The following is a 23,763-nucleotide window of genomic DNA, read 5'->3' as shown; positions in this document are numbered from 1 at the left end:
TGTCACGTGGCCGTAACGTCCGCCACGAGTGCACGAAACGGCTCTCCTCGACTCTTGAGGCCGACCGGTCGCCCGACCGGTGTGTGAGGGAGAGGCGATCCACATGGATTTCGTGCTGGACACCGGTAACACGGCGTGGATGTTGACATCCGCGGCTCTGGTGCTGTTGATGACGCCGGGTCTGGCGTTCTTCTACGGCGGCATGGTGCGCGGCAAGTCCGTCCTCAACATGATGATGATGAGCTTCGGTGCCATGGGCGTCGTCGGCATCATCTACATCTTCTGGGGCTACTCGATGTCGTTCGGTTCCGACGTCCTCGGGTGGTTCGGCAACCCGTTCGACGCGTTCGGCCTGAGCAACGTCACCGACACCGACGCGTCCAACCTGCTCGCCGCGAACGGTGTGCCGATCCTCGTGTGGATCGCGTTCCAGGCGACCTTCGCGATCATCACGGTCGCCCTGATCTCGGGCTCGATCGCTGACCGGACGAAGTTCGGCACGTGGCTGGTCTTCAGCGCGATCTGGGTCACGGTGTCGTACTTCCCGCTGGCCCACATGGTCTGGGGCGGCGGCTTCCTGAGCAACTCGGCCAACGGGCTCTCCGCGAAGATCTTCGGGACGACGGACGGCATCGCCTCCGTGGCCCCCATCGACTTCGCCGGTGGCACCGTCGTCCACATCAACGCCGGTATCGCAGCGTTCGTGCTCGCGATTCTCCTCGGCAAGCGCAAGGGCTTCGGCACGGAGCCGCTGCGGCCGCACAACATCCCGTTCGTGATGCTCGGTGCCGCTCTCCTGTGGTTCGGCTGGTTCGGCTTCAACGCCGGCTCCGCCGGTGCCGCCAACGCGACGGCGGGTCTGGCCTGGATGAACACGACGGTCGCCACGTGCGCCGCCATGCTGGCCTGGCTCGTGACGGAGAAGATCCGCGACGGTCACGCCACGTCGCTCGGCGCGGCGTCCGGTGTCGTCGCAGGTCTGGTCGCGATCACGCCCGCGGCCGGTGCGCTCAGCCCGGTCGGGTCGGTCGTCATGGGTCTCGTCGCCGGCGTCCTGTGCGCCCTGGCGGTCGGCCTCAAGTACAAGTTCGGCTACGACGACTCGCTCGACGTCGTCGGCGTCCACCTCGTCGGTGGCCTCACCGGCACGGTCCTCATCGGCTTCCTCTCGACGACCACGGGCGTGTTCTACGGCGGGGGAGTCAAGCAGCTCGTCGTGCAGATCCTCATCGCGCTGGTCGCGGTGGTGTACTCGGGTCTGGTGACGCTCGTCATCGGTCTCATCCTCAAGGCCACCCTGGGCTGGCGCGTCTCGGAGGAGGCCGAGGTCGGCGGTGTCGACCTTGCGGTCCACGGCGAGACGGCGTACGAGTCCCTGGGTGCCCGAATCCTGACGGAGGTGAAGTGATGACCAAGCTCGTCACAGCAGTGATCCAGCCCCACCGGCTGGACGACGTGAAGTCGGCGCTCGAGGCAGCCGGTGTCCACGGTCTGACGGTCAGTGAGGTCAGCGGCTACGGCCGCCAGCGCGGCCACACCGAGGTCTACCGCGGTGCCGAGTACACGGTGGACCTGGTCCCGAAGGTGCGCATCGACGTCCTCGTGCACGACGAGGACGCCGGGACGGTCACCGAGGTCATCGTCACGGCCGCTCAGACCGGCAAGATCGGTGACGGCAAGGTCTGGGTCCAGCCGGTCGACGACGTCGTCCGGGTCCGCACCGGTGAGCACGGCGCGGGTGCGCTCTGACGCCGACGCTCCGCGACCGGCCATGACGGACGACCGTCAGCCTGAGGTCCCGCACCCCGCGCTCGGGGTGCGGGACCTCAGGGCCGAGCGGCTCGAGCTCGCCTCGGGACTCATGGGTCCCGGGAGCGACGGGGTCGCGCGTCGTGCCGCGGGCGTCAAGCTCGTCCACGAGCGGCTCGGGGAGCTGTGGGCGCAGGCGACGGAAGGGTTCGACGGATCGGGCATCGCGCTGGGGGCGGTCGGGAGCGTGGGTCGCGGCGACGCGAGCCCGGTGAGCGACCTCGACCTGCTGCTGGTGCACGAGGGTCGGGGGAGGACCGCCGAGGAGATCGGTGCGCTCGCCGAGCGGCTGTGGTACCCCATCTGGGACGCCGGCCTCGACCTCGACCACTCCGTGCGGTCGCTCGCCCAGTGCCGCCAGGTGGCCTCCAAGGACCTTCCGGCGGCCGTCGGGCTGCTCGACCTCCAGCCGGTCGCCGGCGACGCCGTCGTGGTCCACCGGGCCAAGTCGGCCCTGCTCGCCGACTGGCGCTCTGCCGCCCGTCGTCGGTTGCCCGAGCTGCTCTCGTCGACCAAGCAGCGGGCCGAGCGCCACGGGGAGCTCGCGTACCTCATCGAGCCGGACCTCAAGGAGGCGCGTGGCGGGATCCGCGACGCCGTGGTCCTCTCGGCCCTTGCCGCGACCTGGCTCACCGATCGTCCGCACGGCGCTGTCGACAAGGCCTACGCGCACCTGCTCGACGTGCGCGACGCCGTCCAGGTCGTCACACGCCGGCACACGAACCGCCTGCTCCTCGCCGACCAGGACGAGGTCGCGGCCCTGACCGGCTTCGACGACCGGGACGACCTGCTCGCGAGCCTCGCGGAGGCCGGCCGGATCATCTCCTACGCGCTCGACACGACGGTGCGCAACGCGCGACAGGCGCTCCAGCGGCCCCTCGTGCGCCCGCCCGTGCTGATCCGCGGCCGGCGTGGCGCCCCGCGACTGAGGCCCATCGGGGAGGGGCTCGTCGAGCACGACGGGGAGATCGTGCTCGCGGTCGACGCGCACCCTGCGGACGACCCGTTGCTGTCGTTGCGCGCTGCGGCGACCGCGGCGCGCACCGGGCTCACGCTGTCGCCCGTGACGGTCGCCAGCCTGACCCGCACCCCGCCGCTGCCGACGCCGTGGCCCAAGGCGGCGCGCGCGTCGTTGCTCCAGCTGCTCGCGTCGGGGCACGCCCAGGTGCCGGTCTGGGAGGCGCTGGACCTCGCTGGTGTGGTGACGACCTGGATCCCGGAGTGGGCCGGGGTGCGCAACCGTCCGCAGCGCTCGCCGGTCCATCGGCACACGGTCGACCGGCACCTCGTCGAGACCGTGGCCATCGCCAGCCATGCGAAGCGGGACGTCGAACGCAGCGACCTGCTGCTGCTCGCCGCGCTCCTGCACGACATCGGCAAGCGTGCGGGCGCGGGCGACCACTCCGTCGAGGGTGGTCGGCTCGCGGGACCGATCGTCGAGCGGATGGGGTTCAACGAGCAGGATGCCGCCGACGTCGCGCGCCTGGTCCGGGAGCACCTGACGCTGGCAGACCTCGCGACGACCGCCGACCCGGACGACCCGGCGACGGTCGACGCGCTGCTCGAGGCCGTCGACCACCGCGCCGACCTGCTCGAGGTGCTGCGCGTGCTCACGGAGTCCGACGCGACAGCGGCGGGGCCGACGGCGTGGAGCGCGTGGCGTGCCCGGCTCGTCGACGACCTGACAGCACGGGCGAGGCGGCAGGCGGCAGGTACCCTAGGTCGTCCGTGATCCCGAGGAGAGCATGAGGATCGATCGGTGTTCGCCACCCTGTCCGACCGCCTGACGTCGACCTTCAAGAACCTGCGCACCAAGGGCAGGCTCTCCGAGGCCGACATCGACGCGACCGTCCGCGAGATCCGCCGGGCCCTGCTCGACGCCGACGTCGCCGTGCCCGTCGTGCGCACGTTCACGGGGGCGGTCCGGGAGCGGTCGCTCTCGGCCGAGGTCTCGGGTGCGCTGAACCCGGCCCAGCAGGTCGTCAAGATCGTCAACGAGGAGCTCGTCGCGATCCTGGGCGGCGCGAACCGCCCCCTGCACCTCGCGAAGACCCCGCCGAGCGTGATCATGCTCGCGGGACTCCAGGGTGCGGGCAAGACGACGCTCGCGGGCAAGCTGGCGCTGCACCTGCGCGAGCAGGGGCACACGCCGCTCCTCGTCGCGGCCGACCTGCAGCGGCCGAACGCCGTCACCCAGCTCCAGATCGTGGGGGAGCGCGCCGGGGTCCCGGTGTTCGCACCGCACCCGGGCAACCAGGGCTCCGACGACGCCCTCGTGGCGGGCGCCGATCCCGTCGCCGTGGCTCGCGAGGGTCTGGCGACGGCACGGGCGCGCCAGCACGACGTGCTCATCGTCGACACGGCCGGCCGGCTCGGCGTCGACGCCGAGCTCATGACCCAGGCGTCGGACATCCGGGACGCCATCAGCCCGGACGAGATCCTGTTCGTCATCGACGCGATGATCGGCCAGGACGCGGTCACGACCGCCCAGGCGTTCGCGGACGGCGTCGGGTTCACCGGCGTCGTGCTGACGAAGCTCGACGGCGACGCCCGCGGCGGCGCCGCACTGTCGGTCGCGAGCGTCACAGGGCGTCCGATCCTGTTCGCCTCGACCGGCGAGAAGCTCACGGACTTCGAGGTGTTCCACCCGGACCGGATGGCCTCCCGGATCCTCGACATGGGCGACATCCTCACGCTCATCGAGCAGGCCGAGAAGTCGTTCGACGCCGAGCAGGCCGAGGCGATGGCCGGCAAGCTCGCGGCGGGCGAGGACTTCACGCTCGAGGACTTCCTGCAGCAGATGCAGGCCATGAAGAACATGGGCTCGATGAAGAAGATGCTTGGCATGCTGCCCGGCATGGGGCAGATGCGCGAGGCCCTCGACAACTTCGACGAGCGCGAGGTCGACCGCATCGAGGCGATCATCCGGTCGATGACCCCGGCGGAACGGCGCGCACCGAAGATCATCAACGGGTCGCGGCGATCGCGGATCGCGAGCGGCTCGGGCACCAAGCCCTCGGACGTCAACCAGCTGCTCGACCGGTTCGACGGCGCCCAGAAGATGATGAAGCAGATGGCCCGTGGCGGCGGCATGGGCCTGCCGGGCATGGGCAACCTGCCGGGCATGGGCGGCAAGAAGTCGCGCGGACGCGTCGCACCGCCGACGCGCAAGGTCAAGGGGAAGTCGGGCAACCCCGCCAAGCGCGCCGAGGAGGAGCGTCTGGCCGGGGACCGCGCCGCGGGCATCGCCCCGAGCGCCCCGAGGGGTTCGGCGTTCGGGCTCGGGCAGCAGACCCCGGCGCCCGAGTCGATCGACCCCGCGACGCTGCAGCTCCCGGCCGGCCTGGACAAGCTGTTCGGTCGCTGACCGCTGCACGACCGCGCGTCGAGGCGCTCTGCGGGGCCCGTGGTGCGGTGGGCGTCCGCGGTCTGGCAGAATGTCTGCCTGTACTCGGTGCGGTCGGCCCCTCTATCCGGCTGTCATCGCGTCCTTCCGGTCATGCCGGCCCACTCCCCCCACGAGCAGGGCTCGCGCGACCACCACAGCAGAAACCAGGAGAGACCACCCTGTGGCCACCAAGATTCGTCTGAAGCGTCTGGGCAAGATCCGGGCGCCGTACTACCGCGTCGTCGTCGCGGACTCACGCACCAAGCGTGATGGCCGTGTGATCGAGGAGATCGGCAAGTACCACCCCACCGAGGAGCCCTCGTTCATCGAGATCACCTCCGAGCGGGCGCAGTACTGGCTGGGTGTCGGCGCACAGCCGACCCCGCAGGTGCTCGTGCTCCTCAAGATCACGGGGGACTGGCAGAAGTTCAAGGGTCTCCCGGGCCAGGAGGGCACCCTGCGCACCAAGGTGAAGATCGACGCCACCGAGGTCCAGGCCGCCGTCGAGGCTGCCGCCACCGACGCCGAGAAGGTCAAGGCCAAGGCGTCGGAGAAGAAGGCCGCTGCTGCCAAGGAGGCGCCCGCCGCCTCTGACGCGCCGGCTGAGGCCGAGCAGGCCTGATGCTGGACGACGCGCTCGAGCACCTGGTGCGGGGCATCGTCGACCACCCGGACGACGTGAAGGTCGCTGCCAAGACGCTTCGTCGTGGCGACCTGCTCGAGGTCCGGGTCCATCCCGAGGACCTCGGGCGTGTCATCGGTCGCGGCGGTCGCACGGCGCGAGCCCTGCGGACCGTCGTCGGCGCACTCTCGACGGAAGGTCCGGTCCGGATCGACGTCGTGGACGTCGACCGGCGCTGAGCAGTCCGCGGCACTGCGAGGTGCCGCAGAGGCGTGAGCACAGCGAAAGGCCCGGTCCCCGTGCGGGGGCCGGGCCTTCGTCCATCGTGACCCCCTGAGATCGACCCACGAGTGAGAGGTACCCCCATGCAGATGACCGTCGCACGCATCGGACGCGCGCACGGCCTGCGCGGCGAGGTCGCGCTCGACCTCCGCACCGACTCCCCGGCCGAGCGGTTCGCGGTCGGCGCCGTCCTGGCGACGGTCCCTGCGACGGCTGGCCCGCTGACCGTCGCCGCGACGCGTGAGCAGCACGGGCGCTGGTTCGTCACGTTCGAGCAGGTGGTCGACCGGTCCGCGGCCGAGGCGCTGCGCGGTGTCGAGATCGTCGCGGAGCAGGACGAGACCGACGAGGACGACGCCTGGTACCCCCATGAGCTCGCCGGGCTGCGGGCCGAGCACGTGGACGGGACTCTCCTCGGGGAGATCATCGGCCTCGAGCACCTGCCGGCGCACGACTCGCTCGTGCTGCGCGAGCCGTCCGGGGCCCGCACGCTCGTCCCGTTCGTCCGCGCGATCGTGCCCGTCGTCGACGTCCCGGGCGGACGCGTCGTGATCGACCCCCCGGGTGGCCTGCTCGCGTCGGACGCCGCGAACCTCGTCGTGAGCGACGAGACGCGCGGCGAACCCGCCGACGAGGACTGACGTGCGCATCGACGTCGTCTCGATCTTTCCGGACTACCTCTCACCCCTCGAGCTGTCGCTCGTCGGCAAGGCGAGGGCATCCGGTCTGGTCGACGTGCGGGTCCACGACCTGCGGGACTGGGCGACCGACCGCCACCGCACGGTCGACGACACGCCGTTCGGCGGCGGCGCCGGCATGGTCATGCGGCCCGACGTGTGGGGGGCCGCCCTCGACGACGTGCTCACGGGCGGTGGACACCTGCTGGTCCCGACGCCGTCGGGCACCCCGCTCACCCAGCGCACCGCCGAGGCCCTCGCCCGCGAGCCGCACCTCGTGATCGCGTGCGGGCGGTACGAGGGCATCGATGCGCGCGTCGCGGCGCACTACGCGACGCGTCCCGACGTCGCGGTCAGCGAGTACTCGATCGGCGACTACGTGCTCAACGGTGGCGAGGTCGCCGCCCTCGTCCTGGTCGAGGCCGTCGTCCGCCTGCTGCCGGGGTTCGTGGGGAACCCTGCCTCGCTCGTCGAGGAGTCGCACGGCGCAGCCGGGCTGCTCGAGTACCCCGTGTACACCAAGCCTCCCGTGTGGGCCGACCTCGCGGTCCCCGAGGTGCTGCTGTCCGGGCACCACGGTCGGATCGCCCGGTGGCGGCGCGACGAGGCGCTCGCGCGGACCGCGAGCCTGCGGCCCGACCTCGTGGCGGCGCTCGACGTCGCCGGGCTCGACCCGCAGGACCTCGAGGTCCTCGCGGAGCACGGCTGGACGGTCGCGGACGGCGTGCTCGCGCGCCGAGGGGCCTGACCGGCATTCGTCGCCGGTCGTCCGGGTGTGGCAGACTAGCTCGTTGGTGCGCGCCGGTCGCGTCTCTGCCACAGGGGAGACGACCACGACCACTCCAGGACACGCTTCGCGCGTGGCCCCGGACGCACCGGACCAGAGCCCTCGGGACCTCCGCCCAGCGGAGCGCCCTCGACGACGTGTCTGACCTGTGGCAGTGCGAGAAAGCGAACCACCATGCATACCCTCGACCAGGTCGATGCCGCATCGCTGCGAACCGACATCCCGCCCTTCCGTCCCGGCGACACCCTCAAGGTGAACGTCAAGGTCGTCGAAGGCACCCGCGCACGCATCCAGGTGTTCCAGGGCGTCGTCATCTCCCGCCGCGGCGGCGGGATCGGCGAGACGTTCACGGTCCGCAAGGTCAGCTTCGGCGTCGGTGTCGAGCGCACGTTCCCGGTGCACTCCCCGAGCCTCGAGTCGATCGAGGTCGTCACACGCGGTGACGTGCGCCGCGCGAAGCTGTACTACCTCCGCGCGCTGCGCGGCAAGAAGGCCAAGATCAAGGAGAAGCGGGACGCCGTCCCGGCCAAGTAAGGCCGGCTCGACGTATCGCAGCACGTCCCGACGGGCGGTCACCGGGCTTCCGGTGGCCGCTCGTCGTCGTCACGCGGTCCCTTCCACGCGCACCGGCCGGACAGTGGTGCGGTGCGTGGTCACCGTCGATCGTTCATCATCTTGGCGTGGGAGAGTGAGCGCGTGACAGACCAGAACGCGCCCGAGCGCGACGACGTCGAGCTCGAGACGCCCAGAGCGCAGCACCGCCGATCCGGACGCAGTGTGGGCGTCGCCTGGCTGCGCGAGTCGGCGATCATCGTCGTGAGCGCGCTCGTCCTGTCGTTGCTCGTCAAGACCTTCCTCGTGCAGGCCTTCTTCATCCCGAGCCCCTCCATGCACGACACCCTGATCGAGGGCGACCGGGTGCTGGTCAGCAAGCTGACACCGGGCCCGTTCGACCTGCACCGCGGTGACATCGTCGTGTTCAAGGACCCGGGCGGCTGGCTGACCGACGTCACGAAGCCGCACGAGAACGCGCTCCAGACCGCGGTCGGCGATGCCCTCACGTTCGTGGGGCTGCTGCCGCAGGACGCGGGGGAGCACCTCATCAAGCGGGTCATCGGGCTTCCGGGCGACCACGTGGCGTCGACGGGTGCGGGGGCGCCGGTCACCGTCAACGGTGTCGCACTCGACGAGCCGTACCTGGCCCCGGGCGCGATCCCGAGCGAGATCCCGTTCGACGTGACCGTGCCCGCGGGCGAGCTGTGGGTCATGGGGGACAACCGCCAGCACTCGGCGGACTCCCGCTGGAACATGGGCAAGCCCGGTGGCCCGTTCGTCCCGATGGGCAACGTCGTCGGCGTGGCGTTCGTGACGGTCTGGCCGTTCGACCGGCTCGGCGCGCTGACCAACCCGGCGACCACATTCTCGGCGGTCCCGGACCCGTCATGACTGCCCGCGGCCTCCTGTCGCCGACGCCCGGGGAGATCTCGGCGCCGCCGGAGCGGCGTGTCGTGACTCCGCCGTCCGGTCCGTCGCACCGTGCACCGCACCTGCGCCACGAGCGGGCCCTGCTGCGCGAGGGCGCTCTGCTCGTGGCGGGCATGGACGAGGTGGGGCGTGGGTCGCTCGCCGGACCGGTCAGCGTGGGTGTCGTGGTCGTCGATGCGCGGACCCGGGCGTGCCCCGTCGGCGTCACGGACTCCAAGCTGCTGACCCCCGCCGCCCGGACCGCCCTCCTGCCGGCCCTGAGCCGGTGGGGGCTGGCCCGTGCCGTCGGTCACGCGACTGCCGCGGAGATCGACGCGGTCGGGATCATCGGGGCGCTGCGGCTCGCGGGGAACCGCGCGCTGGACGCCGTCTCGCTCGCCGTCGGACCGGTCGACACGGTGCTCCTCGACGGGTCGCACGACTGGCTCACGCCGCCCGCGCAGGGGTCGCTGTTCGACGACGTCGGACCCGACGGGTCGGTCGACGGTGAGCTCGATCCGGCGGCCGGGCGCTCGGACGTCAGGAAGGTCCGCATGCTCGTCAAGGCCGACCTGACGTGCGCGTCGGTCGCGGCCGCGAGCGTGCTGGCGAAGTGCGAGCGCGACGCCCTCATGACGCGGCTGGCAGCGGACTTCCCGGCCTACGCCTGGGACGCCAACAAGGGGTACGGGTCGCCCGACCACATCGCGGCACTGCGGACGCACGGCCCCAGTCCGCTGCACCGGTGCAGCTGGAACCTGCCCCTCGAGGAGTGAGCGCACCCGGGTGAACCTCGCACCGCACCGGGCGGTCGGGGCCGCGTGTGACACGACCTGCGCGGCGATGGGGGATGATGGCCCGGTGAGCGCGGAGGACCTGGAGAACTACGAGACCGACATGGAGCTCGCGCTGTATCGCGAGTACCGCGATGCTGTCGGGCTCTTCTCGTATGTCGTCGAGACCGAGCGCCGCTTCTACCTCGCGAACCACGTCGACCTGCAGGTCCGGTCCGCGGCGGGCGAGGTCTACTTCGAGGTGACGCTCGCCGACGCGTGGGTCTGGGACGTGTATCGCTCGGCGCGGTTCGTGAAGTCGGTGCGCGTCGTGACGTTCAAGGACGTCAACGTCGAGGAGCTGGCGAAGGCCGAGCTCGATCTCGGGGCCGGTGGCGGGTTCGTCCGCTGACGGGTGGCGGCTTCGTCCCCTGACCTGCCCACAGCCCGGCGGGAGCTCGCGGCTTCCACCGACGGGGGGGCTTGCGGCATGACCGCGGACCCGGCCCGCGATGCTCGGCGGCGGAGGTGGTCGCCATGCGGGCGAAGGACGCGGTCGGCAGGTACGGGGAAGACGTGGCGGCGGCCTATGTGCGCAACGCCGGGTGGGTCGTGCTCGACCGGAACTGGCGCGGTGAGCGTGGCGAGCTCGATCTGGTCGCCCTCGACGGCAGCGAGCTCGTGGCGGTCGAGGTCAAGACCCGCCGGACCGCGACGTTCGGCAGCCCAGCCGAGGCGGTGACCCCCCGCAAGCTCGCGCGGGTGCGACGGCTGACCGCCCAGTGGCTCGCTGCTCACGACGTGCATCCCGCCTCGGTGCGGATCGACGTGATGGCCGTGCTCGTGACCGGTCGAGGCGCCGCGCAGGTCGATCACCTCGTGGGGGTGGTGTGAGTGGTGCTGGGTCGCACTCTCGCTGTCTCGCTGCTCGGCCTGGCCGGGCACGTCGTCGAGGTCGAGGCTCATCTCGCGGCGTCCTTGCCCGCGTTCTCGCTCGTGGGCCTGCCCGACGCCTCCCTCGCTGAGGCGCGCGACCGCGTCCGGGCGGCGGTGACCTCGAGCGGGCTGCCGTGGCCCAACCGGCGGATCACCGTGAACCTCTCGCCGGCGAGCCTTCCGAAGTCGGGGTCGGGGTTCGATCTCGCGATCGCCGTCGCGACCCTGGCCGGCGCCGGCCTGATCGACCCAGCGGCGGCACGCGGTGTGGTCCATCTCGGCGAGCTCGGGCTCGACGGACGGCTGCGACCGGTCCGGGGCGTGCTCCCCGCGGTGGCGGCGGCTGTCGCCGCGGGTCACCGTCGGGTCGTCGTCCCCGCCGCCAACGCGCCCGAGGCGAGTCTCGTCCCGGGTGCCGTCGTGGTGGCCGCTCACAGCCTGGCCCAGGTCGCCCATGCCTACGGGGCCGGCATCGACGTCGCTGACGTCGTCCCGGTGCCCTCCGACCACCTCGAGGTCGCCCGTGCGGCGCCGGATGCCGACCTCGGGGACGTGCTCGGCCAGGACGAGGCACGCATGGCGCTCGAGGTGGCGGCCGCGGGCGGTCACCACCTGCTGATGGTCGGCCCGCCCGGCTCCGGCAAGACGATGCTCGCCGCGCGCCTGCCGGGCCTCCTGCCGGACCTGACCGAGGCCGAGGCGGTCGAGGTCACCGCCGTCCACTCGGTCGCGGGGACGTTCGACCCGGGCGGCGGACTGCTGCGCCGCCCGCCGTTCGAGGACCCTCATCACACCGCGACTCCCGCGAGCATCGTGGGGGGCGGCTCGGGCGTCCCACGGCCTGGCGCGGCGTCCCGGGCGCACCGCGGTGTGCTGTTCATGGACGAGGCGCCCGAGTTCTCCACCGCGGTCCTCCAGACGCTCCGTCAGCCGCTCGAGCACGGCGAGCTCGTCATCCATCGCGCCTCGGGTGTGGCGCGTTTCCCTGCCCGGTTCCAGCTCGTGCTCGCGGCGAACCCGTGCCCGTGCGGCCGCGGGGTCGGCAAGGGGCTCGAGTGCACCTGCCGGTCCGAGCAGCGCCGGAGGTACTTCAGCAAGCTGTCGGGGCCCTTGCTGGACCGGGTCGACCTCCAGGTCGACGTGCTCCCGGTGTCCCGGTCTGCGCTCGACCCCGGGAGTGTCGCGGAGGCGAGCAGCATCGTCGCGGCGCGCGTCGCGGCTGCCCGCACCGCGCAGGCGGAGCGACTCGCTGGAACGCCCTGGCGGACCAACGCGGAGGTGCCGGGTGCGTGGATGCGTGAGCGGCTGGGACCGGATCGCCGGCTCGTGAGCGATCTCGACCGTGCGCTCGACCGCGGGCTCCTCAGCCTGCGCGGCGTCGACCGGGTGCTCCGGATCGCCTGGACCCTCGCCGACCTGGCCGGACGGCAGGGCCCCCGGCGTGACGACATCGGGCAGGCACTGCTGCTGCGCACTCGTGGTCAGGGGCTCGCATGAACGCGTCGCAGATCACCGCGGACGACGAGCTCATGGCCCGCGTGGCGTGGAGCCGGTTGATCGAGCCGGGTGACGCCGTCGCGGGCGCGCTCGTCAGGGCGCTCGGTGCGGGTCGCGCACTGGCCTGGGCGCGCGGCGCGGCCACGTCCCGAGACGCCGCGCCGCTCATTGCGGCGCTCGTGGAAGCCGAGCCCTCGCTGGACGACGTGCGGCGCCGTCTCGGCACCGCGGTCGGGCGCTGGGCAGGGCGACTCGTCGACCTGGACCCGACCCGCGACCTCGAGCGCATGGACCGTCTGGGCGGCGGCGTGCTGCACCCCGGGTCGGTGGGCTGGCCGCCCGGTCTCGACGACCTCGGCGCCGCCGCGCCGATGTGCCTGTGGGTCCGTGGACGACGTGATGTGTCGGCGTCGCTCGACCGTTCGGTCGCGCTCGTCGGGGCTCGGGCCTCGACGTCCTACGGCGAGCGCGTCGCGGTCGATCTCGCCGCGGGCCTCGCCGCGCACTCGACGTGCGTGGTCTCGGGCGGCGCCTACGGGATCGATGCGGCCGCCCACCGCGGCGCTCTGGCTGCGGGTGGGACGACCGTGGCGCTGCTGGCGGGTGGCGTCGACCGCGCATACCCGGTGGGCAACGCGCCGCTCCTCGAGCGCATCCTCGAGCAGGGCGGGAGCGTGCTGAGCGAGGTCCCCCCGGGCGGCGTGCCGAGCAAGGGCAGGTTCCTCATGCGCAACCGGCTGATCGCGGCTGTGAGCAGGGCCACGGTGGTCGTCGAAGCAGCCTGGCGGTCGGGTGCGCTGAGCACGGCGAACCATGCGATCGCGCTCCTGCGACCTGTCGGGGCCGTGCCCGGGCCCGTGACCTCGATGGCCTCCGCGGGGTGCCACCGGCTGCTGCGGGACGGCGCGGCGGTCTGCGTGACCGACGCGGCGGAGGTCCTCGAGCTGGCGGGGCGCGCGGGCGAGGACCTGCTGGAGGAGAGGGTGAGCGAGCACCGCGACGGCGACGACCTCGACTGGGCGTCGCGCCGGCTCCTCGATGCCCTGCCGGGCCGCTCGCCCGCGGGGCACGACGAGCTCGCACGCACGGCCGGGCTGACGGTGGGCGAGGTCCGGGGCGCACTGGGCGCCCTCGAGCTCGCCGGTCTCGTGCGCCGCGTCGGTGCAGGATGGGCCAGGTCCGTTCGCAGCGGCGCAGGCGGTCGCGCCTGACGTTCGACGAACGAGCTGTAGGGCAGTCGCCGCAGCCCGCTCGAGCCGTGCATCGTTCTATCGGGAATCGGACAAGGCGCCGCGTATCGCCCAGACACGGGTGAAGTCTGGTTGGCCTCGCTTGTAAGTGACATGTCCGGCACGGCACGGTAGGGGCATGCACTCGGCCGCGGGCACGGGCGCGGCAACGGTGCGAAATGCCGCTGTCGCGGACTTTGCCATGCATCTGAGGGCGCAGCGGGGCCTTTCGGAGCACACCGTGCGCGCCTACGTCGGCGACATCGAGCACCTCATGGCGTTCGCCGGTCGGTATGGCAGGCCTGAGATCGCGGACGTCGACCTGGGGCTGCTGCGCGCGTGGCTCGCCTCCATGGCGGCGGCCGAGCGGAGCCGAGCGACCCTGGCGCGCCGGGGGGCTGCGGCCCGGACCTTCTTCGACTGGGCGCGACGGACCGGACGCGTGGCGACCGACCCCGCGCTTCGGCTCGCGAGCGCACGCCCGGCGAGCCCGCTGCCGACCGTCCTCGGCGTCGACGCGACGGCCCGGCTGCTCGATGTCGCGCGCACGCGCGCGCAGGACTCCGACCCGGTCCATCTACGGGACTGGGCGGCGCTCGAGCTGCTGTATGCGACGGGCGCGAGGGTCGGCGAGCTCTGCGGAGCCGACGTGGACGACCTCGACCTGGCCGAGCGGACGCTGCGCGTCGTCGGCAAGGGCGACAAGGAGCGCGTCGTCCCGTTCGGGGTGCCGGCCGCCCAGGCGGTGCAGGCATGGCTCGACCGAGGGCGCCCTGCGCTTGCCGGTGACGTCGCCGGTCGCGCGCTGCTGCTCGGCCGTCGTGGCGGGCGGGCCGACCAGCGCCAGATCCGCGCGGTGGCGCACGCGGTCGCGGCGCTCGCCGGCGTCGACGACGTCGCGCCCCACGCCTTGCGGCATACAGCCGCGACGCATCTGCTGGAGGGCGGCTCCGACCTGCGCAGCGTCCAGGAGGTCTTGGGTCACGCGAGCCTCGCGACGACCCAGCGGTACACGCACGTCACGGCTGAGCGCCTGCGTACGTCATTCGAGCTGGCGCATCCACGCGCATGATGAAGGAACTGGGGGACAACGTGACTGCGCAGCCGGAAACGGTCGTGTCCATGGCCGCGCACACGCGGCGTTCGGCTGCCGCGCCCGACGGCGTCGTCCCGCGTCCCCGCAGGGGCCTCGGCGCACCGACGCATCAGCGCGACACCGTCCCGCAGCAGCTCGGCCCGCAGGGTCTCGTGGAGAGCATCGAGGCGCTCGAGGTCGACCCCATCACGGTTGCCTGGCAGGAGTTCAAGGCCGGTGCCGGGCGACTCGTCCGGGAGCGGCTGATCCTGCACTACGCACCTCTCGTGACTGCCGTCGCGTCGCGCGTGGGCATGCGTCTGCCGAGCTCCGTCGAGCAGGCCGACCTCGTGTCCTACGGGATGTTCGGTCTCATCGACGCGATCGAGAAGTACGAGCTCGACCGCGCCGTCAAGTTCGAGACCTACGCGAGCGCACGGATCCGCGGCGCGATCATCGACGAGCTGCGCGCCATGGACTGGGTCCCGCGGTCGGTTCGTACCAAGGCGCGCGCCGTGGACCGTGCGTACGCAGAGCTCGAGAGCGAGCTGCACCGGACGCCGAGCGAGGTCGAGGTCGCCGCGCGACTCGAGCTCGGGGTCGGCGAGCTGCGCGCTGTCTTCACCCAGCTGTCGACCGTGAACGTGGTCGCTCTGGACGAGCTCATCGGCTCGGGCGCGGAGCGCTCGGACCAGGTGACGCTGATCGACATGCTGGGCGACTCCCGCACGCCGGACCCGGCCGGCTCGTTCGAGGTGCAGGAGACGAAGTTCCTGCTGGCTCGCGCGATCGAGCAGCTCAGCGAGCGCGAGAAGATCGTCCTCGTCCTGTACTACTACGAGGGCATGACCCTGGCGGAGATCGGCCGGGTGCTCGGCGTCACCGAGTCCCGCATCTCCCAGATGCACACCGCGGCGATGCTGCGCCTGCGCGCGAAGCTCTCGGAGAGCGAGCGGATCTGACCGGTGCCTGGCGCTCAGTCGAGCGGCAGGAGCACGACCGGCCCGTGGATCGGTAGCAGGCTCATCGGGTCCAGGTAGGTCTCGCCGGCGCGCACGCCCCAGTGCACGCATCGTCGGGGCGCGCAGTGCGCGGAGACGTCCGCGAGCATCCCGACGACCTGGCCTCGTGTGACGGGGTCGCCGACTCGCACGGATCCGACGACCGGTTCGAGGCTGCTGCGCAGACCGTCCGGATGGCTCACCACGACGACGGGCCGACCGGCCACGGGTCCCGCGAAGGTCACGACCCCGTCGGACGGGGCGAGCACGGGCGTGCCGTCGGGGGCCGCGAGGTCGACGCCCCGATGACCGGCGGCCCAGGGGGCGGGTGGTGCCTCGAAGGCGCGCACGACGGTGACGGGCCCGTCGAGGGGAGGCGCGTAGGTCGGCGCGACGGGACTGGCGCGTGCGACACCGGTCGCACCTGGAGCCACCGCCACGATCGCTCGGTCGACGCCCGCCGCGGAACCGGCGGGCACCGGGAGGCCGCACGGCAGGGCGCTGGCGGCGAGCGCGAGAGCTGCAGCGGCGCCGGCAACGGCGAGGGTCGAGGTCATCCGCTCACGGTGAAGTGTCGGGGCGGCGTAGATCGGGCGGGCGTCCTCAGCCTGTGGAGCGGCGTGCGACGTGGACGGTCGGGGGGTGGTCGGGCGCCTCATCGGGCCTCGGTCGTGCGTGGGTCGCGCATCGGCCCGTTCGGGCCCCCGGTCGGGCGTCGGTTCTCCATGGATCGGGAGCGGACCGCACGCCTCGTCGTGTCCGCTAGACTGACGCACGCGACTGGCACGTGCTGGTCGACATCGCGCGTCACCGTCTCCATCCCCGTCATCGACCTGGTCCCGCCGGGTGGCTACGTGGGGGTCGAGGGTCTGCGCTGGCACCGGTCCGGGCTCGTTGAGCCCGGCGCCAGCAACGGCGTGACGCCAGGGGCATCGGCCGACCGGCCGCTGCCGACAACCGAGATGCGGGTCCGCACGCGGACCTGCTCAGTTGCGCGCACCTCACGGTGCGCGCGCGGAAGGACGTGCCATGGCCGTCGTGACCATGCGCCAGCTGCTCGAGAGCGGTGTCCACTTCGGGCACCAGACCCGCCGCTGGAACCCCAAGATGAAGCGCTTCATCTTCACCGAGCGCAACGGCATCTACATCGTCGACCTGCAGCAGTCGCTGACCTACATCGACACCGCCTACGACTTCGTCAAGGAGACGGTCGCCCACGGCGGGACGATCCTGTTCATCGGCACGAAGAAGCAGGCGCAGGAGCCCGTCGCCGAGCAGGCCGTGCGCGTCGGCATGCCGTACGTGAACCAGCGCTGGCTCGGTGGGATGCTCACCAACTTCCAGACCGTCAACAAGCGCCTGCAGCGCCTCAAGGAGCTCGAGCTCATCGACTTCGCCGACGTCGCGGGGAGCTCCTTCACCAAGAAGGAGCTGCTCATCATGCGTCGCGAGCGCGACAAGCTTGCGAAGACCCTGGGCGGCATCCGGGACATGAACAAGGTTCCCTCGGTCGTGTGGATCGTCGACACGAACAAGGAGCACCTCGCCGTCGACGAGGCGCGCAAGCTCGGCATCCCGATTGTCGCGATCCTCGACACCAACTGCGACCCCGACGTCGTCGACTACCCGATCCCGGGCAACGACGACGCGATCCGTGCCGTCTCGCTGCTGACGCGGGTCATCGCGGACGCGGCCGCCGAGGGTCTCCTGAAGCGTCACGCCGCACGCACCGGCACGGACGCCCCGGCCGACGCCGACGCCGAGCCGCTGGCCGAGTGGGAGCGCGAGCTGCTCGCTGGCGCCGAGGCAGGGCTGGCCGCTGACGCCGCGCCCGTCGCCGAGGCCGCGCCCGTTGCCGAGGCCGCGCCGGTCGAGGCTGCTGCTGTCGTCGAGGCGCCGGTCGTCGAGGCGGCCGAGCCTGCTGCCGAGGCCGTCGAGCCCGTTGCCGAGGTCGCGGCTGAGCCCGTTGCCGAGGTTGCGGAGCCCGCTGCCGAGGTCGTCGAGCCTGCCGCCGCCGAGACCGCGGACGACACCGCGTCCGAGTGACGTCGGTCCATCCGCACTGCCTCTACATCACGACAAGGACGGAACACTGATGGCTAACTACAGCCTCGCTGACATCAAGGCGCTCCGGGAGACCACCGGCGCCGGGATGATGGACGTCAAGAAAGCGCTCGAGGAGGCGGACGGCGACTCGGCCAAGGCGCTCGAGATCATCCGGGTCAAGGGACTCAAGGGCGTCGGCAAGCGCGAGGGCCGTTCGGCCTCCGACGGTCTCGTCGCGGCCCACGTGGGGCCGACGGCGGACGGCGAGGGCCAGTCCGGCGTGCTCGTCGAGATCAACTCGGAGACCGACTTCGTCGCGAAGAACGTCACGTTCCTCGCGCTCGCGGAGAAGGTCATCAGCGTGGCGGTCGCGTCGGGTGCACGGGATGCCGACGCGCTGCTCGCAGCCGAGGTCGACGGCTCGACGCTCCAGAACGTCGTCGACGAGACCGCCGGCATGATCGGCGAGAAGCTCGTCGTGCGGCGCGTCGGTCGCGTTGCCGGTGAGCACGTCGAGGTCTACCTGCACAAGGTCAACAAGGACCTTCCTCCGCAGGTCGGCGTCCTCGTCGCGACCGACGTTGCAGGTGCGTCGGTCGCCCGGGACATCGCGACGCACATCGCGGCGTACTCGCCGCGGTACCTCTCGCGCGACGAGGTCCCCGCGGACCTCGTCGCCTCGGAGCGCCACATCGCCGAGGAGACCGCGCGCAACGAGGGCAAGCCCGATGCCGCGCTCCCGAAGATCATCGAGGGCCGCCTCAACGGCTTCTTCAAGGAGAACGTGCTCGTCGAGCAGGCCTTCGCGAAGGACCCGAAGAAGACCGTGAGCCAGGTGCTCGCGGAGGTCGGCGGCAATGTGACCGCCTTCGTGCGGTTCCGCGTGGGAGCCTGATCCACGACGCGTGATCGGTGGCCCCGGCCCGTCTGGGCTGGGGCCACCGTCACGAACAGCCCAAGTCAGCACAGCGCAGAGATGGAGGAGCCGTGGCCCAGGACACGACACAGCCGACCGTTCCCGCGGGGGTGCCGACCGGCGAGCCGCGGCGCGTCCTCCTGAAGCTGTCCGGTGAGACCTTCGGCGGCGGCGGGGTCGGGCTGGCGCCTGACGTCGTCCAGCGCGTGGCCGCCGAGATCGCGATCGCGGTGCGCTCCGGCGTGCAGGTCGCGATCGTCGTCGGCGGAGGCAACTTCTTCCGCGGCGCCGAGCTGTCGCGGCGCGGGCTGGACCGGGCACGCGCGGACTACATGGGCATGCTGGGCACGGTGATGAACTGCCTGGCGCTCCAGGACTTCCTCGAGCAGGCCGGCGTGGTGACTCGGGTGCAGACCGCGATCACGATGGGCCAGGTCGCCGAGCCGTACATCCCGCTGCGGGCGATCCGGCACCTCGAGAAGGGTCGGGTCGTCATCTTCGGCGCCGGCGCGGGGATGCCCTACTTCTCGACGGACACCGTGTCGGTGCAGCGCGCCCTGGAGACGCACTGCCAGGAGGTCCTCATGGGCAAGAACGGGGTCGACGCGGTCTACAGCGCGGACCCCCGCACGGACCCGAACGCCGTCCGGCTCGAGCACCTGACGTTCACCGACGCGCTGGTCAACGGGCTCGAGGTCATGGACGCGACCGCCCTGAGCCTGTGCCGGGACAACGACGTGCGGATGCGGGTGTTCGGCATGACCGAGCCCGGCAACGTCACACGCGCACTGCAGGGTGAGAAGATCGGCACGCTGGTCACCGCGAGCTGAACGATGCTCGGCCCGGGAACAGCCCACGCACGCGACGCACATGAAGGAGCACCGGTGATCGACGAGACCCTCCTCGAGGCCGAGGAGAAGATGGACAAGGCGGTCGAGGTCGCGAAGGAGGACTTCGCGACGATCCGGACGGGACGCGCGAACGCCGCGATGTTCTCGAGGATCTTCGTGGACTACTACGGCACCCCGACGCCGCTGCAGCAGCTGGCGTCGTTCAACGTGACCGAGGCGCGCACGATCCTCATCGCACCGTTCGACAAGTCCTCGATGACCGCCGTCGAGAAGGCGCTGCGCGACTCGGACCTCGGCGTGAACCCGTCCAACGACGGCAACGTCATCCGCGTGATGCTGCCCGCGCTCACCGAGGAGCGGCGCAAGGACTTCGTCAAGCTCGCCCGGACGAAGGCGGAGGACGCGAAGATCTCGGTCCGCAACATCCGTCGTCGCGCCAAGGACGAGCTCGACCGCATGATCAAGGACGGCGACACGGGTGAGGACGAGGTCGTGCGCGCGGAGAAGGAGCTCGAGATCCTCACGAAGAGGCACGTCGACGTGATCGACACGGTGCTGGCCTCCAAGGAGAACGAGCTGCTCGAGGTCTGATGTCGATAGTCGCACCCGCCGTGAAGACGACCGCTACCCGCACCCCGAGCAGCGGCCGAGACCTGCCTGTCGCCATCGTCGTCGGGGTGACGCTGATCGCCGTCGTGATCGCGTCGCTCTTCTTCCGCAAGGAGGCCTTCGTCCTCCTGGCGGTTCTCGCCGTCGGCGCCGGCCTCTGGGAGCTCGCGCAGGCGTTCGGTCGCCGCGGGATCCACCTCCCGCTGCTGCCGCTGCTGGTGGGAGACGTCGGGATCCTCGTCTCTGCCTACACGGCGGGCCCCGAGGCGTTGTTCGTGGCGTTCCTCCTCACTGTCGGGGGCGTCGTCGTGTGGCGGGTGCTCGACGGGAACGGCGAGCCCGCCCTGCGCGACTCGACCGCCGGCACCTTCGCCGCGGCGTACCTGCCGTTCCTTGCGGGCTTCGTCATGCTCCTGCTCGCGATGCCCGACGGCGCGTCGCGAGTCCTGCTGTTCATCCTCCTGTGCGTCGCGAGCGACACCGGCGGGTACGCGGTCGGGAGCCTCATCGGGCGTCACCCGCTCGCACCGTCGGTGAGCCCGCACAAGACCTGGGAGGGTCTGCTCGGCTCGATCGTGCTCGCGTGCTTCGTCGGCGTCGTCGGACTGCAGCTGCTGTTCCACGGTGAGCCGATGGTGGGCGTCTTCCTCGGCGCAGCCACGGTCTTCACGGCGTCGATCGGCGACCTCGCCGAGTCCCTGCTGAAGCGCGACCTCGAGCTCAAGGACATGGGTTCGCTGCTGCCGGGTCACGGTGGCGTGCTGGACCGCATCGACTCGATGCTCCTGACGGCGCCGGCCGTCTACCTCATCCTCAACGTGCTGCAGCCGGTCGTGAGCTGACCCGTGCGCGTCCCACAGCCATCGACCGAGAGGGGGTGCCCGGCATGAGCGGGACACCCACACCCATCACCCTGAACCTTGCCGCGCCGACCCGTGGTGCCCGCGGCAAGCCGCCGCGCCACTTCGTCGACCTGACGCCGGAGCAGAGGGTCGAGGCCGTGACGGCGCTGGGGGAGCAGCCGTTCCGAGCCAAGCAGCTCGCGACGCACTACTTCACCCACCTCACGGCCGACCCCGCGGCCATGACGGACCTTCCGCTGGCGACGCGGGACAAGCTCGTCGGGGACCTGTTCCCGCGCCTGCTGACTCCCACGCGGACACTGACTGCCGACGGTGGCACGACCGTCAAGACGTTGTGGCACCTCTTCGACGACGTCAAGGTCGAGTCGGTCCTCATGCGCTACCCCAACCGCGCGACCCTGTGCGTGTCGAGCCAGGCCGGGTGCGGCATGGCGTGCCCGTTCTGCGCGACGGGCCAGCTCGGCCTGACCCGCAACCTGTCGACGGCCGAGATCGTCGAGCAGGTGCGGTCGGCGGGCAGGTCGCTCGCGGACGGCGAGCTTCCGGGTGGCCCGACGCGCCTGACGAACCTCGTGTTCATGGGCATGGGGGAGCCGCTCGCCAACTACAAGGCGGTCATCGAGACGGTCCGCCGCCTCGTCGCCCCGGTGCCCGACGGGTTCGGGATGTCCGCGCGCAACATCGTGGTCTCGACGGTCGGCCTCGTCCCGGCGATCGACAAGCTCATCAAGGAGGGCATCCCGGTGACGCTCGCCGTCTCGATGCACGCTCCCGACGACGAGCTCCGCGACGAGCTCGTGCCGATCAACACCCGGTGGAGCGTGGACGAGACCCTCGACGCCGCGCACCGGTACTTCGAGGCGACCGGTCGGCGCGTGTCGATCGAGTACGCGCTCATCCGGGACATCAACGACCACGCGTGGCGCGCCGACCTGCTGGGCGAGAAGCTCAATGCCCGCGGCCGCGGCTGGGTGCACTGCAACCCGATCCCGCTGAACCCGACGCCCGGCTCGAAGTGGACGGCGAGCGACCCCGCCGTCGAGCGCGAGTTCGTGGGACGCTTGCGCGCGCACGGGATCCCGACGACGATCCGGGACACGCGGGGCAGTGACATCGACGGCGCATGCGGCCAGCTCGCCGCTGAGGAGGAAGGGTGAGCGAGACGATGTTCCGAACGGTCTCCGGCCTGCACAGCGGCTACGACCCGGATGAGGTCGACGACTTCTTCGAGCACGCGCGCGCGGTCTACGAGAGCGGTCCGGCGGGCGCGCTGTCCGGGAAGGACGTTCGTTCGGTCGCGTTCGACCTGGTGCGGCGCGGCTACCAGACGTCGGCGGTCGACGCGGCGCTCGACCGGCTCGAGGCCGCCTTCGTGGCGCGCGCTCGCGCCGACTTCCTCGCGGAGCAGGGCCAGGCAGCCTGGATGGCGCGTCTCGCTGAGCAGGCCCGCACGCTGTACGCGCGCCTGACGCGGCCGGACGGCGAGCGCTTCGCCCCGGCCCACCCGCGCAAGCCCGGCTACGAGCCGGCCGACGTGGACGCACTGTGCCGTCGACTGGTCGCGTACTTCGACCGCGGTGCGCCGCTCACGGCGCAGGAGGTCCGGTCGGCGACGTTCCGGCGGCGCAACGGTCGGGCCGGTTACGCCGAGGGTTCGGTGGACGCGTTCTTCGATCGCGCGGTCGAGGTGCTGCTCGGCGCGGAGTGAGCCGGGGGCTCCCTGCGCGGCAGCCTCTCAGCCGTCCTCGTTGCGGAACGTGCGCGTCCCGAACCACAGGCCGAGGCCGACCAGCACGACGGTCAGCCCGTAGCCCCACAGGGCGGTCGAGCTCGTGATGTCGCCCGCGAACTCCGCCCGGATGCCGCTGACGATGTGCTTGAGCGGGTTCACGTCCGAGAGGTTGTTGAGCCACGAGGGCGCGGACGCGGCGGTGATCGGCAGCAGGATTCCGGACAGCAGCAGGAGCGGCAGCGCGATGCCGTTGAGCAGCGGCGCGAGCGCGTCCTCGCTCTTGAGGTTCAGGGCGACCGCGTAGGACAGCGACGCGAACGCGGCACCGAGCAGCGCCGCGGAGACGATGCCCAGAGCGATGCCGCCGAGCGGTGCGTCCAGACCGAACAGGAATGCCGTCGCGACGAGCACGACACCCTGGACGAGGATCACGAGGACGTCCCGAAGGACCCGGCCGAGCACGAGCGCCGAGCGCGGGGCGGGTGTGACCCGCTCGGACTCGATCACGCCGTCACGCCACTCGGCGATGAGTCCGAAGCCGACGAACAGGGCCCCGAACATCCCGAGCTGGACGAGGAGCCCGGGGACGAACAGCTGGTAGGCGTTGGCCGCGCCGAGCGCAGGAGCCAGCGGCTCGAGCAGCGGGCCGAACAGGCTGAGGTACAGGACGGGCTGGAGCAGACCCATGATCGACCAGACCGGGTTGCGCAGCGAGATGCGCATCGCTCGGCGGAAGACCACGAGCGTGTCGCGGACGAACGTCCCGCGGGAGGGCTCGGTGCCGCGGATCGGTCGAGGGCCGTGGGGTTCGAGGACCGTGGGTCCTGTCGTGGCTGTCATGCTGCCCCTCCGTCGGTGGTCGGCGTGTGGTCGACGGGACCGTCGGGCCGCTCGCCGTCACGCAGCGACCGTCCGGTCAGGGTGAGGAAGACGTCGTCGAGGGTCGGCCTGCGCAGCTCGACCCCGGCGAGGTCGATGCCGTCGGCGTCGAGCGCCCGCAGCAGGCCGGCGAGCAGCGTGCGACCCGCAGGGACGCGCACCTCCACCACGGTGCCCTCGACGGTCGGCACCCCCGCTCCGGGGAGTTCGCCGGCGATCGCAACAAGGCGCCCGACGTCGTCCGGCCGGGTTGACGTCAGGACGACCGCGTCGCCGCTCACCCGCTGCTTGAGCTCCTCGGGGGTGCCCTCGGCGACGATCGAGCCG

At 71.7% G+C, this 23,763-nt stretch carries 27 protein-coding genes; 24 read left to right on the top strand and 3 right to left on the bottom strand.

Going from position 1 to position 23,763, the window contains the following annotated elements:
- Positions 1–103: 103 nt before the first annotated feature.
- The 17 genes from VFW79_RS08500 to whiG all read left to right on the top strand — a co-directional run bounded on the left by VFW79_RS08500 (position 104) and on the right by whiG (position 15,501).
- Positions 104–1,408 carry an ammonium transporter gene (locus tag VFW79_RS08500; protein ID WP_329676878.1) on the top strand — a complete coding sequence of 435 codons (1,305 nt, stop codon included), beginning with the start codon at positions 104–106 and terminating at the stop codon, positions 1,406–1,408.
- Complete coding sequence (locus VFW79_RS08495; RefSeq protein ID WP_109130228.1) at positions 1,408–1,749, top strand: P-II family nitrogen regulator; 342 nt, start codon at positions 1,408–1,410, stop codon at positions 1,747–1,749. Before VFW79_RS08500 ends, VFW79_RS08495 begins: the two co-directional genes overlap by 1 nt.
- Before the next feature lie 22 nt (positions 1,750–1,771).
- A complete protein-coding gene (locus VFW79_RS08490; protein WP_329676877.1) occupies positions 1,772–3,541 on the top strand; it encodes a [protein-PII] uridylyltransferase in 1,770 nt (589 codons plus the stop codon).
- A 27-nt stretch (positions 3,542–3,568) separates the two neighbouring features.
- Complete coding sequence (gene ffh, locus VFW79_RS08485) at positions 3,569–5,176, top strand: signal recognition particle protein (RefSeq protein WP_329676876.1); 1,608 nt, start codon at positions 3,569–3,571, stop codon at positions 5,174–5,176.
- Positions 5,177–5,378: 202 nt separating this feature from the next.
- Entirely contained in the window at positions 5,379–5,819 is a 441-nt protein-coding gene (gene rpsP, locus VFW79_RS08480) for a 30S ribosomal protein S16 (RefSeq protein WP_329676875.1), read from the top strand.
- Positions 5,819–6,058 (top strand): RNA-binding protein, encoded by a 240-nt coding sequence (locus tag VFW79_RS08475; protein ID WP_329676874.1) that lies wholly within the window; start codon positions 5,819–5,821, stop codon positions 6,056–6,058. Before rpsP ends, VFW79_RS08475 begins: the two co-directional genes overlap by 1 nt.
- 126 nt (positions 6,059–6,184) lie before the next feature.
- Positions 6,185–6,742: a ribosome maturation factor RimM gene (gene rimM, locus VFW79_RS08470; protein ID WP_329676873.1), complete on the top strand. Its 558-nt coding sequence runs from the start codon at positions 6,185–6,187 to the stop codon at positions 6,740–6,742.
- Position 6,743: 1 nt separating this feature from the next.
- The gene (trmD, locus tag VFW79_RS08465; protein ID WP_329676872.1) at positions 6,744–7,526 is read left to right on the top strand and encodes a tRNA (guanosine(37)-N1)-methyltransferase TrmD; all 783 of its coding nucleotides are present in this window, start codon (positions 6,744–6,746) and stop codon (positions 7,524–7,526) included.
- Between the two features lie 213 nt (positions 7,527–7,739).
- Positions 7,740–8,099, top strand: coding sequence for a 50S ribosomal protein L19 (gene rplS / locus VFW79_RS08460; RefSeq protein ID WP_109130222.1), 360 nt, complete (start codon positions 7,740–7,742; stop codon positions 8,097–8,099).
- Between the two features lie 162 nt (positions 8,100–8,261).
- Positions 8,262–9,011, top strand: coding sequence for a signal peptidase I (lepB, locus tag VFW79_RS08455; RefSeq protein ID WP_329676871.1), 750 nt, complete (start codon positions 8,262–8,264; stop codon positions 9,009–9,011).
- A complete protein-coding gene (locus tag VFW79_RS08450) occupies positions 9,008–9,805 on the top strand; it encodes a ribonuclease HII (protein ID WP_329676870.1) in 798 nt (265 codons plus the stop codon). The genes lepB and VFW79_RS08450 overlap by 4 nt, the downstream gene beginning before the upstream one ends.
- 85 nt (positions 9,806–9,890) lie before the next feature.
- Positions 9,891–10,214, top strand: a complete 324-nt coding sequence (locus tag VFW79_RS08445; RefSeq protein WP_109130219.1) for a DUF2469 domain-containing protein — start codon at positions 9,891–9,893, stop codon at positions 10,212–10,214.
- 125 nt (positions 10,215–10,339) lie between these two features.
- Positions 10,340–10,696: a YraN family protein gene (locus VFW79_RS08440; RefSeq protein WP_329676869.1), complete on the top strand. Its 357-nt coding sequence runs from the start codon at positions 10,340–10,342 to the stop codon at positions 10,694–10,696.
- Entirely contained in the window at positions 10,697–12,235 is a 1,539-nt protein-coding gene (locus tag VFW79_RS08435) for a YifB family Mg chelatase-like AAA ATPase (protein WP_329676868.1), read from the top strand.
- Positions 12,232–13,446, top strand: a complete 1,215-nt coding sequence (gene dprA / locus VFW79_RS08430) for a DNA-processing protein DprA (protein WP_329676867.1) — start codon at positions 12,232–12,234, stop codon at positions 13,444–13,446. The genes VFW79_RS08435 and dprA overlap by 4 nt, the downstream gene beginning before the upstream one ends.
- Before the next feature lie 157 nt (positions 13,447–13,603).
- Entirely contained in the window at positions 13,604–14,536 is a 933-nt protein-coding gene (locus VFW79_RS08425; RefSeq protein WP_329676866.1) for a tyrosine recombinase XerC, read from the top strand.
- The gene (gene whiG / locus VFW79_RS08420; protein ID WP_329676865.1) at positions 14,533–15,501 is read left to right on the top strand and encodes an RNA polymerase sigma factor WhiG; all 969 of its coding nucleotides are present in this window, start codon (positions 14,533–14,535) and stop codon (positions 15,499–15,501) included. Before VFW79_RS08425 ends, whiG begins: the two co-directional genes overlap by 4 nt.
- A 14-nt stretch (positions 15,502–15,515) precedes the next feature.
- Here whiG and VFW79_RS08415 read toward each other — a convergent pair whose 3' ends face one another.
- Complete coding sequence (locus VFW79_RS08415; protein WP_329676864.1) at positions 15,516–16,097, bottom strand: M23 family metallopeptidase; 582 nt, start codon at positions 16,095–16,097, stop codon at positions 15,516–15,518.
- A 472-nt stretch (positions 16,098–16,569) separates the two neighbouring features.
- On the opposite strand from VFW79_RS08415, the gene rpsB reads away from it, so the two are divergent.
- The 7 genes from rpsB to VFW79_RS08380 all read left to right on the top strand — a co-directional run bounded on the left by rpsB (position 16,570) and on the right by VFW79_RS08380 (position 22,533).
- A complete protein-coding gene (rpsB, locus tag VFW79_RS08410; protein WP_329676863.1) occupies positions 16,570–17,586 on the top strand; it encodes a 30S ribosomal protein S2 in 1,017 nt (338 codons plus the stop codon).
- 49 nt (positions 17,587–17,635) lie between these two features.
- Positions 17,636–18,481: a translation elongation factor Ts gene (gene tsf / locus VFW79_RS08405; protein ID WP_329676862.1), complete on the top strand. Its 846-nt coding sequence runs from the start codon at positions 17,636–17,638 to the stop codon at positions 18,479–18,481.
- Positions 18,482–18,573: 92 nt separating this feature from the next.
- Positions 18,574–19,332: a UMP kinase gene (pyrH, locus tag VFW79_RS08400; RefSeq protein ID WP_329676861.1), complete on the top strand. Its 759-nt coding sequence runs from the start codon at positions 18,574–18,576 to the stop codon at positions 19,330–19,332.
- 54 nt (positions 19,333–19,386) lie between these two features.
- Positions 19,387–19,944, top strand: a complete 558-nt coding sequence (gene frr, locus VFW79_RS08395; protein WP_329676860.1) for a ribosome recycling factor — start codon at positions 19,387–19,389, stop codon at positions 19,942–19,944.
- 20 nt (positions 19,945–19,964) lie between these two features.
- Entirely contained in the window at positions 19,965–20,804 is an 840-nt protein-coding gene (locus VFW79_RS08390; protein WP_414647920.1) for a phosphatidate cytidylyltransferase, read from the top strand.
- Between the two features lie 44 nt (positions 20,805–20,848).
- Positions 20,849–21,982 carry a 23S rRNA (adenine(2503)-C(2))-methyltransferase RlmN gene (gene rlmN, locus VFW79_RS08385; RefSeq protein WP_329676858.1) on the top strand — a complete coding sequence of 378 codons (1,134 nt, stop codon included), beginning with the start codon at positions 20,849–20,851 and terminating at the stop codon, positions 21,980–21,982.
- Positions 21,979–22,533 (top strand): DivIVA domain-containing protein, encoded by a 555-nt coding sequence (locus VFW79_RS08380; RefSeq protein WP_329676857.1) that lies wholly within the window; start codon positions 21,979–21,981, stop codon positions 22,531–22,533. The genes rlmN and VFW79_RS08380 overlap by 4 nt, the downstream gene beginning before the upstream one ends.
- A 27-nt stretch (positions 22,534–22,560) precedes the next feature.
- Here VFW79_RS08380 and VFW79_RS08375 read toward each other — a convergent pair whose 3' ends face one another.
- A complete protein-coding gene (locus tag VFW79_RS08375) occupies positions 22,561–23,397 on the bottom strand; it encodes an ABC transporter permease (protein WP_329676856.1) in 837 nt (278 codons plus the stop codon).
- On the bottom strand, positions 23,394–23,763 hold a 370-nt coding region (locus VFW79_RS08370), incomplete at its 5' end, for a DUF4162 domain-containing protein (protein WP_329676855.1). The genes VFW79_RS08370 and VFW79_RS08375, both read right to left, overlap by 4 nt.

The organism is Cellulomonas sp., assembly GCF_036279715.1.
Lineage (GTDB): Bacteria > Actinomycetota > Actinomycetes > Actinomycetales > Cellulomonadaceae > Cellulomonas_A.
Note: the sequence above shows the minus strand (reverse complement) of the source record. Positions and strands in the feature narration are given on the sequence as shown.

Bases quoted from the DNA above. Each gene is read 5' to 3' on its own strand.
- VFW79_RS08500 (WP_329676878.1), top strand. From the start codon at position 104: ATGGATTTCGTGCTGGACACCGGTAACACGGCGTGGATGTTGACATCC.
- VFW79_RS08495 (WP_109130228.1), top strand. From the start codon at position 1,408: ATGACCAAGCTCGTCACAGCAGTGATCCAGCCCCACCGGCTGGACGAC.
- VFW79_RS08490 (WP_329676877.1), top strand. From the start codon at position 1,772: ATGACGGACGACCGTCAGCCTGAGGTCCCGCACCCCGCGCTCGGGGTG.
- VFW79_RS08475 (WP_329676874.1), top strand. From the start codon at position 5,819: ATGCTGGACGACGCGCTCGAGCACCTGGTGCGGGGCATCGTCGACCAC.
- rimM (WP_329676873.1), top strand. From the start codon at position 6,185: ATGCAGATGACCGTCGCACGCATCGGACGCGCGCACGGCCTGCGCGGC.
- rplS (WP_109130222.1), top strand. From the start codon at position 7,740: ATGCATACCCTCGACCAGGTCGATGCCGCATCGCTGCGAACCGACATC.
- VFW79_RS08450 (WP_329676870.1), top strand. From the start codon at position 9,008: ATGACTGCCCGCGGCCTCCTGTCGCCGACGCCCGGGGAGATCTCGGCG.
- VFW79_RS08440 (WP_329676869.1), top strand. From the start codon at position 10,340: ATGCGGGCGAAGGACGCGGTCGGCAGGTACGGGGAAGACGTGGCGGCG.
- dprA (WP_329676867.1), top strand. From the start codon at position 12,232: ATGAACGCGTCGCAGATCACCGCGGACGACGAGCTCATGGCCCGCGTG.
- VFW79_RS08425 (WP_329676866.1), top strand. From the start codon at position 13,604: ATGCACTCGGCCGCGGGCACGGGCGCGGCAACGGTGCGAAATGCCGCT.
- whiG (WP_329676865.1), top strand. From the start codon at position 14,533: ATGATGAAGGAACTGGGGGACAACGTGACTGCGCAGCCGGAAACGGTC.
- VFW79_RS08415 (WP_329676864.1), bottom strand. From the start codon at position 16,097: ATGACCTCGACCCTCGCCGTTGCCGGCGCCGCTGCAGCTCTCGCGCTC.
- rpsB (WP_329676863.1), top strand. From the start codon at position 16,570: ATGGCCGTCGTGACCATGCGCCAGCTGCTCGAGAGCGGTGTCCACTTC.
- tsf (WP_329676862.1), top strand. From the start codon at position 17,636: ATGGCTAACTACAGCCTCGCTGACATCAAGGCGCTCCGGGAGACCACC.
- rlmN (WP_329676858.1), top strand. From the start codon at position 20,849: ATGAGCGGGACACCCACACCCATCACCCTGAACCTTGCCGCGCCGACC.
- VFW79_RS08375 (WP_329676856.1), bottom strand. From the start codon at position 23,397: ATGACAGCCACGACAGGACCCACGGTCCTCGAACCCCACGGCCCTCGA.